The organism is Thiomicrolovo immobilis (genome assembly GCF_039645955.1).
GTDB classification, from domain to species: domain Bacteria; phylum Campylobacterota; class Campylobacteria; order Campylobacterales; family Sulfurimonadaceae; genus Thiomicrolovo; species Thiomicrolovo diazotrophicus.
Genome location: NZ_CP147916.1, coordinates 1,311,631 through 1,325,305 on the forward strand (window position 1 = coordinate 1,311,631; position 13,675 = coordinate 1,325,305).

Annotated in this window: 13 protein-coding genes; 9 read left to right on the forward strand and 4 right to left on the reverse strand. The window is 58.4% G+C overall.

All coding sequences use genetic code 11. The features are described from left to right. Window positions 1-22: 22 nt before the first annotated feature. The 3 genes from WCX72_RS06730 to WCX72_RS06740 all read right to left on the reverse strand — a co-directional run bounded on the left by WCX72_RS06730 (window position 23) and on the right by WCX72_RS06740 (window position 4,938). The gene (locus tag WCX72_RS06730) at window positions 23-2,056 is read right to left on the reverse strand and encodes a glycoside hydrolase family 57 protein (RefSeq protein WP_345969070.1); all 2,034 of its coding nucleotides are present in this window, start codon (window positions 2,054-2,056) and stop codon (window positions 23-25) included. Then, on the reverse strand, window positions 2,056-4,563 hold the full coding sequence (locus WCX72_RS06735; RefSeq protein ID WP_345969071.1) for a sugar phosphate nucleotidyltransferase: 2,508 nt from the start codon (window positions 4,561-4,563) through the stop codon (window positions 2,056-2,058). The genes WCX72_RS06730 and WCX72_RS06735 overlap by 1 nt, the downstream gene beginning before the upstream one ends. A 93-nt stretch (window positions 4,564-4,656) precedes the next feature. Then, window positions 4,657-4,938: a hypothetical protein gene (locus WCX72_RS06740; protein ID WP_345969072.1), complete on the reverse strand. Its 282-nt coding sequence runs from the start codon at window positions 4,936-4,938 to the stop codon at window positions 4,657-4,659. Window positions 4,939-5,116: 178 nt separating this feature from the next. Between WCX72_RS06740 and gatC the strand changes: the two genes are divergently transcribed. Genes gatC through WCX72_RS06755 form a run of 3 tightly spaced genes read left to right on the forward strand, consistent with a single transcriptional unit; the run spans window position 5,117 to window position 6,824 of the window. Next, window positions 5,117-5,407, forward strand: a complete 291-nt coding sequence (gene gatC / locus WCX72_RS06745; protein WP_345969073.1) for an Asp-tRNA(Asn)/Glu-tRNA(Gln) amidotransferase subunit GatC — start codon at window positions 5,117-5,119, stop codon at window positions 5,405-5,407. Further along, window positions 5,404-5,751 (forward strand): arsenate reductase family protein, encoded by a 348-nt coding sequence (locus WCX72_RS06750; protein ID WP_345969074.1) that lies wholly within the window; start codon window positions 5,404-5,406, stop codon window positions 5,749-5,751. Before gatC ends, WCX72_RS06750 begins: the two co-directional genes overlap by 4 nt. Next, complete coding sequence (locus WCX72_RS06755) at window positions 5,748-6,824, forward strand: type IV pilus twitching motility protein PilT (RefSeq protein WP_345969075.1); 1,077 nt, start codon at window positions 5,748-5,750, stop codon at window positions 6,822-6,824. The genes WCX72_RS06750 and WCX72_RS06755 overlap by 4 nt, the downstream gene beginning before the upstream one ends. A gap of 94 nt (window positions 6,825-6,918) precedes the next feature. Here WCX72_RS06755 and WCX72_RS06760 read toward each other — a convergent pair whose 3' ends face one another. Continuing rightward, window positions 6,919-8,268 (reverse strand): 3-deoxy-7-phosphoheptulonate synthase class II, encoded by a 1,350-nt coding sequence (locus WCX72_RS06760; protein ID WP_345969076.1) that lies wholly within the window; start codon window positions 8,266-8,268, stop codon window positions 6,919-6,921. Window positions 8,269-8,418: 150 nt separating this feature from the next. On the opposite strand from WCX72_RS06760, the gene WCX72_RS06765 reads away from it, so the two are divergent. The 6 genes from WCX72_RS06765 (at window position 8,419) to WCX72_RS06790 (ending at window position 13,671) form a co-directional block, all read left to right on the forward strand. Further along, the gene (locus tag WCX72_RS06765; protein ID WP_345969077.1) at window positions 8,419-9,021 is read left to right on the forward strand and encodes a CvpA family protein; all 603 of its coding nucleotides are present in this window, start codon (window positions 8,419-8,421) and stop codon (window positions 9,019-9,021) included. After that, window positions 9,018-9,500 carry a Fur family transcriptional regulator gene (locus WCX72_RS06770; protein ID WP_345969078.1) on the forward strand — a complete coding sequence of 161 codons (483 nt, stop codon included), beginning with the start codon at window positions 9,018-9,020 and terminating at the stop codon, window positions 9,498-9,500. The genes WCX72_RS06765 and WCX72_RS06770 overlap by 4 nt, the downstream gene beginning before the upstream one ends. 15 nt (window positions 9,501-9,515) lie before the next feature. Then, window positions 9,516-11,072 (forward strand): lysine--tRNA ligase, encoded by a 1,557-nt coding sequence (gene lysS, locus WCX72_RS06775; RefSeq protein ID WP_345969079.1) that lies wholly within the window; start codon window positions 9,516-9,518, stop codon window positions 11,070-11,072. A 124-nt stretch (window positions 11,073-11,196) separates the two neighbouring features. Beyond that, on the forward strand, window positions 11,197-12,444 hold the full coding sequence (locus WCX72_RS06780; RefSeq protein WP_345969080.1) for a serine hydroxymethyltransferase: 1,248 nt from the start codon (window positions 11,197-11,199) through the stop codon (window positions 12,442-12,444). Then, window positions 12,444-12,980 carry a DUF1882 domain-containing protein gene (locus WCX72_RS06785; RefSeq protein ID WP_345969081.1) on the forward strand — a complete coding sequence of 179 codons (537 nt, stop codon included), beginning with the start codon at window positions 12,444-12,446 and terminating at the stop codon, window positions 12,978-12,980. Before WCX72_RS06780 ends, WCX72_RS06785 begins: the two co-directional genes overlap by 1 nt. Continuing rightward, window positions 12,973-13,671, forward strand: a complete 699-nt coding sequence (locus WCX72_RS06790; protein WP_345969082.1) for an SPOR domain-containing protein — start codon at window positions 12,973-12,975, stop codon at window positions 13,669-13,671. The genes WCX72_RS06785 and WCX72_RS06790 overlap by 8 nt, the downstream gene beginning before the upstream one ends. Window positions 13,672-13,675 lie beyond the last annotated feature (4 nt).

Here is a 13,675-nt window from a genome sequence, read left to right on the forward strand (position 1 = left end):
GTGTACCATGTGCTCTTTTCTCCTAGACAAACCAGTGCTCCGCGTAAGTTTCATTCATATCGATATGCAGCGATCCGTACCCCGGCAGCGTTTGGATGATCTCGTCGCCGTGGGTAATCTCGAAACGCAGATGGAAGACATCGAGCCCGAGGAACCCCTCGCGTGAGAGCGCCAGTTCCGGGCGCTCGTCGAAGGCGAACGCGAGCCGCTTATCCTGCAGGGCTTTCGCCATCGGCACCACCGCCTGCCGGCCGTTCTCTTCGATCGTCACGACCAGCATACACCCCTTGGTGCGCAGCATCTCGGTGTCTCCTTCGAAAGCGAGGTAGACCTGCTCCTCGTCATGCCCGTAGTGGATCTTCTCGATGGGGCCGCGGACCCGGTCCATCGTCGAGTACCCCTTGCTTTCGTCGACCATACCGCTGCCCAGCCACTCGAAAAAGCTCGATTCCTTCCCGTCGATGATCGGCGAGACCGCGCTCTGCGGGTAGGTGAGGAAAGCATCGCGCCCCTTCTGGGTGATGATCGGATCGAAAAGATCGGCCGGGGGCTGCATCCCCAGCAGGCGGTAGATAGCGATAAGGTGGTCGCGGAAAAGCGCGTCGAACTCTTCGGCGAAGTCCGTCGCGTGGTCGTCGCCGTACCACCAGAACCAGTCGCTGCATTCGGCGGCCAGGAAATGAAATCGGATCTTTTCCGCCGTCTCCGGGTCAACCCCGCCCCCGTGGTGGTCGGCATCGCGGCGGGTCTGGTAGATCAGTTCCCAGGCGCGGTTCTTCTCGACGTGGCCGCTCCAGGTGTCGAAGTTGCCGTAGATCCAGCTTCCCGGCGCCAGATGCGGCAGCGTCGGCTGATCGGGCTGGAGTGCAACCTCGTTCATCGTCACCGTCTGCAGGCCGTCGCTGCTCTTCAATCGGGCGTAGAGCGCGGTGAAGAAGTCGTAGGCGTTGTTTTCAAAGAACTCCCAGGCGTTCTCCCCGTCAAGGATGACGAAGACGGTACGCTCCGCTTTTCCCGAAGCGATACCGCCGACGGAACGGATAAAGTGCTCCGCCGCTTCGTCCGCCGGTTTGAAACGGTAGGTAAAGCCGATGAGGTCGCTGAGCCCGTGGTCGCGGAAGCCGATGGTGACGCCGTCGAAACGGTAGGGGCTGTAGAGGTCCTCGCGGGCGCTGTTTTTGAGCGAACGGAACAAGATCTCCTCGTCCGTCGCAATCCATTTGAGACCGTGTTCCCGGTAAATGCCGACGCTGCGCTCGTCCACCGCCCCTTCTGCCGGCCAGAACCCGACCGGGTCCGTTCCGAACGTCTTTTGATACAGGGCGATCGCGCGCCGTACCTGCTCCACCGCGTCGCCCTCGAGCGAGAGCGGGTTGGCCGGCAGCGTCGTGTGGGGATTGGCCTTTTTGGCGTTCCCGACATCGAGCAGCAGTGGCAGAATGGGGTGGTTGTACGGCGTCGTCGAGACGGCGATCGTCCCCGACTTCTGCAGCTGCGCGTAAAAAGGGAGGATCGTTGCGACAAAGGAGGTCAGCTCCTCGAGCAGCGCATGCTTGTCCCGCTGGGAGTAGGCATCCTGCTGCGCCAAAAGCTTCTTAACTACGCTGCTGTGCTGGCGCAGGTAGTTGCCGCACCATGCCAGCATAAAGAGCAGCTGCAGCTCCAGCAGCTGCGCGTGGCTGTAATCGTCGCGGTGGAAGAGCGCCGCATAGCGCGGCAGCGGCCGCACCATCGTTTCGAACTGCGTCGATTTGCACATCTTGACCATCCAGGCGCGTTCATGCTCCTCGAGCTGCTCCGTCGGTTTGATCCAGAGCGCCAAAAAGGCGTCGTTGGCAAGCGGATCGCGGTAGAGGTTCAGCTGTTCGATCAGCGGAGGGGTGACGTTGAACGTCGCCTTGAGACCCGGGAACCGCGTCAGCAGCCACGGCATCTCGTAGTAATCTTTGATGGCATGCAGGAACACCCACGGCATAGTCATGACACCGCTGCTGTCCCGGTAATCGGGCTGGTGCATGTGCCAGATGAATGCGAGGTTCAGCGATGCTCTGCGCATTAGACTGTGGCCCACTCCGCGATCTTGGCGGTATATTCCGAAAGGATCTCCTCGCCGCGTTCATCCGACTCCGCCTGGATATAGAGGTTGAGACTGTCGTTGTACTGGTCCGGGATCATCAGGATCCAGTCGTTGGCATCGAGCCAGATCTTCACCCCGTCGAGGGTCGACGCGTCTTTACCCTTGGCATCCTCGAGGAAGCGGCGCATCATCTTGCCCTTGTGGGACTGGCTGCACGCTGCCTGGGCCGCGCGGTAATAGAATTTCGGCAGCGATGCGATCAGGTCGGAGAGTTTGACGTCGAACTTGATCATCAGCTCCAGGATCTTCAACGTCGCAAACATGCTGTCGCGGTGCGTCGCGAAGGCGGTAAAGGCGAAGTTCCCCTCCCCTGTCGCCACCAGGTCGTACTGGCGCATCTGCTCGGATTTGAAGTTCGCGTACTGCCCCCGTTCGATCTCCAGGGCGTCGAAGTAGACAATGTCCGCCGCCCAGGTCGGCAGGAAGACTTTCATCTTCTCGCCCCGTTCGCGCGCTTCCATGTTCAGCAGCGTCAGTACGATATAGAGGGCCGTCTGCTTCTCGAGCACCTTCCCTTCGTCGCACACGATCTCCAGACGCTGGCCGTAGGGGTAGACCAAAAAGCCTGCATCGAGTTGCATGGATTGGATCACGGCGCTCAGGTCGCTGACGGAGCGCTTCACCAGGGAGTTGATGTTCGCGAGGCGCTGCTCATCCGCATAGGCGTTGAAGATGATATTGTCCACCTCCATGTCCCGCAGGATATCCGGATAGACCTCGTACCCCATCCCGTGCATCACGTCCACGGCGATCCGGTACCCGCCGCGCTTGAAGAGGTGGGCATCGAAGAGGCGTTCCATCTGCTTCTGATAGGCGGCATACTCTTTGGCGTGGTCGGACTCGAAAATCTGGCCGATCTGGGAGAAGTCCACCCGGCGGAAGGTCTCTTTGAAAAAGGCCTTTTCCACCTTCTTTGCCACCTCGTTGTTGATCCGCAGCGCTTCATGGTTGTAGAAGGTGATGACCGTACTGGTCGGGTCGTCGATCTGCTGGCGGAAGTAGACCCCGGCGACGACGCCGTTGTCCATGGAGAGGCTGCAGCGCAGGACCGAGGAGGGAATGCCGTTGTAATCCTTGACGTTGACGCCGGACGAGAGCAGGCCCCCGACGAAGGCGCGCTTGAGCATCCGCGATCCCTTGTTGTAGTCCCGGGCCATGACGACCGTCGAACCGATGGGCAGCTGGGCGCCGAACGCTTCGGCAAGCTTCGTCGCCATCTCGCAGGAGAGCTCAACGTTGGATTTCCCGATGACGTAGCCGTTCTCGAAGATGGAGTTCTTGTAGCGGCTCCCGAGGATGACGCTGCGGCTGACGATGGCGGCGTCCTCGATCACCTTGTGCGGCCAGATCGTGACGTCTTTTTCGACGGTGACCAGCTGGCCGATCTCACACTCTTCGGCCAGGATCATCCCCGCCTTCGCCGTGACATTCTTGCCGATCGTGTTATCGTTACAGATGACGCAGCCGTCAAAGAGGGCGTGTTTGTCGACGTTGACCCGCTCCCACAGTACGCTGTTGCGCACCTTGCTCTCTTTCCCGATCTCGCAGTCGTCGCCGACAACGACGTTGTTCAGCTTTGTCCCCTTGCCGATCGTAACGTTCCGTCCCAGGACGACCGTCCCGATGATCTCGACGCTGCTGTCGAGTTCATAGGGCTCGTCGCTGAAGAGCACGCCGTCAGGGTACTGCCGGCGGACCGGCGGCATCTGCACCTTCACCCTGCCCCCGAGGATATCCTCGTAGACATCGCGGTAGCTCTCCGGGTTGCCGACGTCGCGCCAGTACCCTTCGGCGTTCCCGGCCATCAGGGGAACCCCTTCGCGCATCAGCAGCGGGAAAAGGTCCTTGGCGAAGTCGAAATTCTCGTTGCTCGGGATATAGGAGAGGATCTCCGGTTCGATGACGTAGATCCCCGTATTGATCGTATCGCTGAAGACCTCGCCCCAGCTCGGCTTTTCAAGAAACTTCTCGATCCGCCCCTCTTCGTTCGCGATCACCACCCCGAACTCCAGGGGGTTTTCGACGGAAGTGAGCGTAATCGTCAGCTTCGAATCTTTCTGCGCGTGGTAATCGAAGATCTTCTTGAAATCGAAATCGGTCACCAGGTCGCCGCTGATGATGATGAAGTTGTCGTCGCCGATATGCTCTTCGGCCAGCTTGACCGCCCCCGCCGTGCCGTAATCGTCATCGGGCAGGACGTAGGTGATATTGATGCCCAGGTGGCTACCGTCTTTGAAATAGTCCCGGATGACATCGGGCTTGAAGTAGAGCAGCACGATAAACTCGGTGATCCCGAGCTCCTTCAGGGTCAACATCGTGTGCTCCATCATCGGACGGTTCACGATCGGCAGCATCGGCTTGGGACGCGAATGGGTTAACGGCTGGATCCTCGTTCCAAACCCACCTGCCATAACAACGGCTTTCATACACTCTCCTCACAATTAAATCGACCCCTCCGTTTAACGACCGGTAAGGCAGTTACGTCGTCCTTACTGCGTTATTTAAAGTTCAAAGGGCATTCAAAGCTCCAGCAAAGCGTTGTCGCTGCCGAACGGCGAGGGAACGCAAGTACAGTCGGTTTCCGCCATCCAGGCGCCGTCACCGCTTTTGTAGCCGAATTCAAATGTGCTACCGGCGGGCAATACCTTTGTCAGATAAAACTCGCCGTTCTTCTTCTGCTTCATCGGCTCGTCCGACCAGCCGTTCCAGGCGCCGCACAGTGCGACCGTTTCCATCCCTGTTTCAGGGGACACCGTAAACGTAACCCAGACTTTTTGTCCGTTCTGTTTTTTTCTGATCATTACCCACCTCGTATGTTTTGAAATGTGCGTAAAGGATTTTACTACAAAATAGTATGCAAAACAGATTACAAAGTGATTGCAATTTAATCAACCCTCCCTGCTGCAGGGTCAAAGTAGCCCTCAGAATCTAAGTATCTTTTCGCTACAATTAATATCATTACGTCAAAAAAGGTATGCCATGCAAATCGACGACGCCCTGTTAAGCCGTCTGGAAAAACTCTCAATGCTCAAAATCGATGAGGCCCATCGCGAGGAAGTGATCGGCCAGCTCAGCGAGATCGTCTCATTCGTCGACAATCTTAGCGCGCTTGACACAACAGACGTTCCCGACACCTTCGCCATGACCTCCAATGCGACGCAGCTGCGCGAAGATGTCCCGAACTGTGACACCGCCGTCAACGACGATATCCTGGCGCACGCCCCGCACAGCGACGAGCACTTCTTTATCGTTCCGAAGATTATCGAATGATCACGGTCTACGGCATCAAAAACTGCGACAGCGTCAAAAAGGCCATCGCCTTTTTCAAAAAGCACGCCATCGACTACACCTTCGTCGACTTCAAAAAAGATCCCGTCGGCGAATCGGACGTCGGCCGCTGGCTGTCGCAAGGTGCCGAAATGCAGCAGCTTTTCAACACCCGGGGCACGACCTACCGCACCCTGAAACTCAAAGAGCTGAACCTGGATGATGCCGGAAAACGCACCTGGCTCACAAAAGAAAACCTGTTAATAAAACGCCCTGTTGTCGAAACCGGAAATCATGTTATAATCGGTTTCAATGAACCCCTCTACGAAGGAGAATTTCTCTCATGAGTCAGACCCTGGATATCCGTAAACTATTAAAAAGCGTCGTTGCCTACAATGCATCGGACCTTCACCTCGTTTCCCGTTCCGAACCGCAGATCCGTATCGACGGGCGCCTGGTCGCACTGAACCTTCCCGTCCTCGACGGCAAAACAATTGAGGATATGTCCTACTCCCTGCTGACAGAGAAACAGAAGAAAGAGTTCGAAGAGCATAACGAACTCGACTTCGCGATCCTGCTCCCCGAAGTCGGCCGTTTCCGTGCGAACTACTATAAAACGATGGGCGACATCGCCTGCGCCTTCCGTATCATTCCGATCGAGATCCCGAGCCTGGACGATCTCAATGCCAAGCCGATCTTCAAAAAACTCGTCAAACGCGAAAAAGGACTGATTCTCGTCACCGGACCGACCGGTAGCGGTAAGTCCACCACCCTGGCCGCGATGCTCAACGAGATCAACGAAACGGAAAACCGCCACATTATCAGTGTCGAGGACCCGGTCGAATTCGTCCACACCAACAAGCAGTGTCTCTTCTCCCACCGTAACGTCGGGACCGATACCGCCAACTTCGCCAACGCGCTCAAATACGCGATGCGTGAGGACCCCGACGTCATCCTCGTCGGGGAGATGCGTGACAAGGAGACCATCGCCGCAGCACTCACCGCCGCCGAGACCGGTCACCTCGTTTTCGGTACCCTGCACACCAACTCCGCGCCGCAGACGATCAACCGTATCATCGACGTCTTCAGCGGGGACGAGCAGCCGCAGGTCCGCGCCCAGCTCTCCACATCCATCATCGCCATTATCGCCCAGGCGCTGCTGCCGCGCCTCGGCGGCGGCCGTGTCGCAGCCCAGGAGCTGATGATCAACATCCCGGCGATCGCCAACCTGATCCGCGAAGACAAGGTCCACCAGCTCTACTCACAGATGCAGCTCAACCAGCAGGAGACCGGCATGGTCACCCAGACCCAGGAGCTCTTCGACCTGGTACGCAAACGCGTCATCTCCAAGCAGGACGCCATCCAGTGGTCCAACCGCCCCGACGAACTCATCAAGGCGCTTGACGCCGCCGCGCTCTAAGCGCACTCCTCCGCACATCCCCTCTCGGGGAAAAATCACGTATTTGTTTTTCTTGAAATTGTTTTGAATCTGAAGGGTGCCGCCGCGTGTAAAATTACGCGCGTGCAGCTTTGAGGGTATCGGCGATCAGGAACGCCAGTTCGAGGGACTGGTCCGCGTTGAGGCGCGGGTCGCAGTGAGTGTGGTAACGGCTGTTGAGGTCCTCTTCGGTGATCTGGAAGGCCCCGCCGAGACACTCGGTAACGTTCTTGCCCGTCATCTCCAGGTGGACGCCGCCGCCGTAGGTGCCTTCGGATTTGTGGACCTGGAAGAACTCTTTCATCTCGGTGAGGATGTCGTCGACGCGGCGGGTCTTGTAGCCGTTGCCGGACTTGATGATGTTGCCGTGCATCGGGTCGCAGCTCCAGAGCACCTTTTTGCCTTCACGCTCGACGGCGCGGATCAGCTCCGGCAGATGGTCGCCGACCTTGCCCGCACCCATGCGCACGATGACGTTGATGCGTCCCGCTTCGTTCTCCGGGTTAAGGGTGTCGCAGAGCTTCAACAGGTCTTCGGTCGTCATGGACGGGCCGGCTTTGAACGCCAGCGGGTTCTTGACGCCGCGCAGGAACTCGACGTGCGCGCCGTCGACCTGGCGCGTGCGGTCGCCGATCCAGAGCATGTGCGAGGAGACGTCGTACCAGTCGCCCGTCAGGGAGTCCTGGCGGGTGAAGGCCTCTTCGTAGTTGAGCAGGAGCGCTTCGTGGGAGGTAAAGTAGTCCGTTTCGCGCAGGGTGCGGTAGCTCTGCGACGTCACGCCGCACGCCTCCATAAAGCGCAGGGACTGTTCGATCTGCCCCGCGAAGGCTTCGTACTTCTCCGACATCTCCGTCTGCTTGACGAAATCGAGGTTCCACTTGTGCACCTGGTGCAGGTCCGCCATCCCGCCCGAAGCGAAGGCACGCAGTAGGTTCAGCGTCGGGGCCGCCTGGTGGTAGGCATGGATCATGCGTTCCGGGTCCGGGATACGCGCGGCCTCCGTGAACTCGATGCTGTTGATGATGTCACCGCGGTAGCTTGGCAGTGTGACATCGTCGACGGTCTCCGTATCGGAAGAACGCGGTTTGGCGAACTGACCTCCCATGCGTCCCACTTTGACGACCGGCAGGCCGCTGGCAAAACTCATCACGACCGCCATCTGCAGCATCACTTTGAAGGTGTCGCGGATGTTGTCGGCATGGAACTCGGAGAAACTTTCGGCGCAGTCACCGCCCTGGAGCAGGAATGCCTTACCGTCGGAAACCTGAGCCAGCTGGGCCTTGAGATTGCGCGCTTCGCCCGCGAAGACCAGCGGGGGATAACGCCGTAGCTCCGCTTCGACCCGTTTCAGATGATCCTGATCGGGGTATGTCGGTTGCTGCTTGATCGGAAAACTTCTCCAGCTCGATGGTGACCAGTTGCTCATAGCTCTCTATACCTTATAACTAATTTTGGGTGGGAATCATACATCAGGAAGCTTTAACAGGGGGTTAATAACGTGCTCCGGGCACTTTGTCAAGCTATTTTTAGTGAGAGTTGTTTATAATTCTTCTCAATTTCAAAACGGGCGTTCTGAATGGATTTCAACTACTTCGACCTGGTCGTCTCCGTCATCATCTTGCTGCTTGGCCTCAAAGGCATTCTCAACGGCTTCTTCAAAGAGCTTTTCGGGCTGATCGGCATCATCGGCGGTATCTTTGTCGCTTCGCGTGTCAGCGGCGAGGTCGGTGCCTTCCTCAGCGACAACATTTTTCATTTCGAAAGCCCGTCTCTTATCGCTTTTTCCGGCTTCCTCCTCACCCTCGCCCTCTTCTGGCTCGTGATGGTCGGCCTGGGGCACCTTTTCAAACGCCTGAGTGCGGCCAGCGGGCTGGGGGCGCTCGACCGCATCGCCGGTTTCGTCTTCGGGAGCGGGAAGTTCTTCCTGATCGCGGCCGTCATCGCCTACGCCCTCAACAACGTCGTGACGATACGCGACAACATCAAAGAGCCGCTCGAAGGGAGTATTCTCTTCCCGATTCTCGTTGAAACGGGCGGCTATATCATGCACCTCGACACCGAGAGCCTGCAGCCCGAACCCGCACCGGCAAACGAGACGAACGACACCGGCATCTCGCTTGAACGCGCCGGCGAGATCATCGATACGGTAAAATCGCAGTTGAAGGAGAAGACGCAATGAGCCAAGATAACGACTTTACCGCGAAGACGATCGAGTACGAACAGCTCCTTGAGGATTTCAAACAGCTGCTCAAAAAGAACGGCCTGAAGTTCACCATCCAGCGCGAAGTGATCCTCGAAACCCTTTACAACTCCGACGAGCACCTGACCCCCGAAGCGCTCCACAAGAAGATCCAGGAGAACTATCCGGACCTCAAAACGGGGATCGCGACGATCTACCGTACCCTGGGGCTGCTGGAGAACGAGGATATCGTCACCTCCCTCTCCTTCGGCGCCCAGGGCAAAAAGTACGAACTGGGGGCCAAGGAGCACCACGACCACATGATCTGCACCGAGTGCGGCTCCATCACGGAGTTCGTCGACGCGGAGATCGAGAAGCGGCAGCACGCCATCGCCGACGCGCTTGGCTTCCTGATGAAGGACCACTCCATGCAGATCTACGGGGTCTGCGCCGAGTGCCGGAAAAAACTAAACATCTAACAGAGGAGATCGCTATTGTCTTTTTTTGACAACAAATATATCCAGCAACGTATCGAAAAAGCCGAAGCGCTCAAGGCGGCGGGCATCAACCCCTACGCCAACGACTCGGCCCGCAATACGACCATCGACAAATTCCTGAACGTCAACTCCGACCTGGCGCACAGCGAGACCAAACGCGACGAGAATCGCCGCTACTGCGTGGCGGGGCGCATCAAATTCTTCCGCATCATGGGAAAAGCGAGCTTCGTCAAGATCGAAGACGAAAGCGCCATGCTGCAGATCTACGTCACCCGCGACAACCTGCCGGAGGGATTCTACAACGAGGTCTTCAAGAAGCAGATCGAGGTCGGCGACATCATTGAGGTCGAAGGTTTCCCCTTCGTCACCAAACAGGGTGAGCTCTCCCTGCACGTCGACGCCCTCAAACTCCTGACCAAGGCGATCGCCCCGCTGCCGGAGAAGTTCCACGGTCTCACCGACAAAGAGATGCGCTACCGCCAGCGCTACCTCGACCTGATCATGAACAGCGAAGTGCGCAAGACCTTCAAGATTCGCAGCCAGATCATTTCGCTCACGCGCCGCTTCTTCGAGGACAAAGGTTTCCTCGAGGTCGAAACGCCGATGATGCACCCCATCGCCGGCGGCGCCAATGCCAAGCCCTTCGTGACGCACCATAACGCCCTGGGCGTCGACCGCTACCTGCGTATCGCCCCGGAGCTCTACCTCAAGCGCCTCATCGTCGGCGGCTTCGAGGCGGTCTTCGAGATCAACCGCAACTTCCGCAACGAGGGAATGGACGCAACGCACAACCCGGAGTTCACCTCCATCGAGTTCTACTGGGCCTTCAAGACCTACAAGGACCTCATTGCGCTCACCAAGGAGTATTTCGAGTACCTCTTCGACCACCTGAACCTGCCGACGCTGCTCCCCTACGGTGAGATGGAAGTCGACTTCTCCAAGTTCACGGAGATCCCGCTGGTCGAATCGCTGAGCGCGATCGGCGGCGTACCGGAGATCATCGTCCACGACAAAGAGAAGATGCTCGTCTACCTCCGCGAAAACGGCTTTGAAGTAAGCGACAGTCTCAACGTCGGCCAGCTCCAGGGCGAGATGTTCGACGCCTTCGTCGAGGAGAAGCTGATCAACCCGACTTTTATCACCATGTACCCGGTCGAAATCTCCCCGCTGGCGCGCCGTAACGACGCCAACCCCGCCCTCACCGACCGTTTCGAACTCTTTATCGCGGGGCGCGAGATCGCCAACGCCTTCAGCGAGCTCAACGACCCCATCGACCAGCTCGGCCGTTTCGAGGGACAGCTCGAAGCCAAAGCCGGCGGCGACGAAGAGGCGCACGAGATGGACGAGGACTTCGTCCGCGCGCTGAGCTACGGGATGGCGCCGACCGCCGGCCAGGGGATCGGTATCGACCGTCTCGTCATGCTGCTGACCAACGAGCACTCCATCCGCGACGTGCTCCTGTTCCCGGCGATGAAGCCGCTGAAACACGAAACCAATCAATCTAACGACGGAGAAGAGACAAACGAACCTGTTGTAGACTTGAACGACTACTAGGGACCAAATTGCATAAGTGCGGTTCACCTGCACGCGGGCTCGCCGCCGAGGCGAACCCAGTGTTAACGTAGGTAGCGGGACTTGTTCCGATGCCGTATTCAAATTTAGATAAAAGAGGAAAAAAATGAGCTTTCTGCAAGAGTTTGACAACGAAGTCTATGCCCTGTGTGAAAAAGAGCTGGAGCGTCAGACCGACCACCTTGAGATGATCGCTTCCGAAAACTTTACCCTGCCGGCCGTCATGGAGGCGATGGGTTCCGTGTTTACGAACAAATATGCCGAGGGTTACCCGCAAAAACGCTATTACGGCGGTTGTGAATTCGCCGATGCCGTCGAGCAGCTGGCCATCGACCGCGCCTGCGAACTCTTCGGCTGTAAATTCGCCAACGTCCAGCCCCACGCCGGTTCCCAGGCGAACGGCGCCGTCTACGCCGCGCTGATCAAAGCCGGCGACAAGATCCTCGGTATGGACCTGAGCCACGGCGGTCACCTGACCCACGGCGCCAAGCCGAGCTTCTCGGGCAAGAACTACCAGAGCTTCACCTACGGTGTCGAACTCGACGGCCGCATCAACTACGAGCGCGTCATGGATATCGCCCGCATCGTCCAGCCGAAGATCATCGTCTGCGGCGCTTCCGCCTATGCCCGTGAGATCGACTTCAAGAAGTTTAGAGAGATCGCCGACGAAGTCGGTGCGATCCTCTTTGCGGACATCGCCCATATCGCCGGCCTCGTTGCCGCCGGTGAGCACCCGAGCCCGTTCCCGTACGCGGACGTTGTCACGACGACGACGCACAAGACCCTCGCCGGTCCGCGCGGCGGTCTCATCATGACCAACGATGAAGAGATCGCGAAGAAGATCAACTCCGCGATCTTCCCGGGCCTGCAGGGCGGACCGCTGGTCCACGTCATCGCCGCCAAAGCCGTCGGCTTCAAATACAACCTCTCCGAAGAGTGGAAAGCCTACGCAAAGCAGGTTAAGTCCAATGCGAGCGTCCTCGCCGAGGTCATCATGAAACGCGGCTACAAGGTCGTCAGCGACGGTACGGACAACCACCTCGTCCTCGTCTCTTTCCTGGACCGCGACTTCAGCGGTAAAGACGCCGACGCGGCGCTGGGCCGCGCGGGCATCACCGTCAACAAAAATACCGTCCCGGGCGAATTCCGCTCGCCCTTTGTCACTTCCGGTATCCGTATCGGTTCGCCGGCACTTACGTCGCGCGGCATGAAAGAGGAGCAGTTCGAGATCATCGCCAACCGCATCTGCGACGTCCTTGATGATATCGAGAACGAAGCCAAGCAGGCCGAGATCAAAGAAGAGCTCAAAGCACTCGCCCAGCAGTTCGTCATCTACTCCCAGCCGACGTATTGATGGACAGAGAGGCCCGTTTTTTCGAAGGGATCGTCCGAAACCACTACTGGCAGAAGATGCCGGAGGTGGCTGAGAAGATCTCCTTCGGGAACCGCACCTTCTTTTCAAAATACAAACACATCGAGGCGCCGCTGAGCGATGCGCTGATCAACGCGCACCGCGCCGGGCAGCTCACCCTGGCCCATCCCCTTGTCGACGATGACGGTAACGTCCCTTTTATCGTGATCGACTACAACGGCGATGCGGCAAAACATTTCTACCACCATGCGGGAAAAGTCCTTGCCGCCCTGGGCTACGGGGAGCTGGTCACCTTCCAGTCGGCCACCCCGCAGCACCTGCACCTCTACATTCCCTGCGGCAACGCTTTACAACAGGCCGTTGAAATGGGTAAAATCATTTCCCAAAAACTGGAAGAGAAAATGAACCGGCAATGGCGGGTCTTTCCGACCGATACCCTGCCCGATGCCTACAACATCATCAATCTTCCCTACGCCCTGTTTACACCCGGCGGCAGCAAAGGAGCCCAGCATGCCTGACGAACACCACAACGAACTCAACGATATCATCCTCAACCGGAGCGCACGGGACGGTACCCGCAAGAAGATGCTTATCGGAGTCGGCACGCTGGTGGTCGTCGCCATCGTCATTGTCGTCATCATGGGGCGTATGAGCGGTTCCTCGCCCGTGCAGGTGGCCCACCCCGAAGTCGTCACCCAGCCCGTTGCGGAACCGGTAACGCCTCCGGCATCCGTCAACGCAACGGCCGAAACGGCCGAAATGCCCGAACCGGCCCCGCTCCCGGCAGCCGATGCCACGCCGGCCTCGGCCCCCGAAGTTGCCAACCCGGTGCCGATAGAGCAGAGCGACATCATCGTGATCGACGAGACGGAACCCGAAGTCGCACCGCAGCCGAAGCCGGCGCCTGCACCGGTCACGACGCCCAAACCGACGCCGACACCTACGCCGACCGTCGCGGGTCACCCGGCACCGGGCGACATCTATATCCAGGTCGGCTCGTTCAGCCGTTACAAGCCCAACCGCGCCTTCCTGGACAACATCAAGCGCAGCGGCTACGACTACACCTTCCACCGGGTCGTCATCAACGGTGCAACGGCCAACAAGGTCCTCGTCGGTCCGTTCAAAAACCGCACCGACGCCAAGGCGCATCTGCAGGATGTCCGCCGCAAGATCGAGTCCGGCGCGTTTATCTATACCATCAAACCGTAAGAAG

Bases quoted from the DNA above. Each gene is read 5' to 3' on its own strand.
- WCX72_RS06735 (WP_345969071.1), bottom strand. From the start codon at position 4,563: ATGAAAGCCGTTGTTATGGCAGGTGGGTTTGGAACGAGGATCCAGCCG.
- WCX72_RS06780 (WP_345969080.1), top strand. From the start codon at position 11,197: ATGAGCTTTCTGCAAGAGTTTGACAACGAAGTCTATGCCCTGTGTGAA.
- WCX72_RS06750 (WP_345969074.1), top strand. From the start codon at position 5,404: ATGATCACGGTCTACGGCATCAAAAACTGCGACAGCGTCAAAAAGGCC.
- WCX72_RS06790 (WP_345969082.1), top strand. From the start codon at position 12,973: ATGCCTGACGAACACCACAACGAACTCAACGATATCATCCTCAACCGG.
- WCX72_RS06740 (WP_345969072.1), bottom strand. From the start codon at position 4,938: ATGATCAGAAAAAAACAGAACGGACAAAAAGTCTGGGTTACGTTTACG.
- WCX72_RS06730 (WP_345969070.1), bottom strand. From the start codon at position 2,056: ATGCGCAGAGCATCGCTGAACCTCGCATTCATCTGGCACATGCACCAG.
- WCX72_RS06755 (WP_345969075.1), top strand. From the start codon at position 5,748: ATGAGTCAGACCCTGGATATCCGTAAACTATTAAAAAGCGTCGTTGCC.
- WCX72_RS06785 (WP_345969081.1), top strand. From the start codon at position 12,444: ATGGACAGAGAGGCCCGTTTTTTCGAAGGGATCGTCCGAAACCACTAC.
- WCX72_RS06760 (WP_345969076.1), bottom strand. From the start codon at position 8,268: ATGAGCAACTGGTCACCATCGAGCTGGAGAAGTTTTCCGATCAAGCAG.
- gatC (WP_345969073.1), top strand. From the start codon at position 5,117: ATGCAAATCGACGACGCCCTGTTAAGCCGTCTGGAAAAACTCTCAATG.
- WCX72_RS06770 (WP_345969078.1), top strand. From the start codon at position 9,018: ATGAGCCAAGATAACGACTTTACCGCGAAGACGATCGAGTACGAACAG.
- WCX72_RS06765 (WP_345969077.1), top strand. From the start codon at position 8,419: ATGGATTTCAACTACTTCGACCTGGTCGTCTCCGTCATCATCTTGCTG.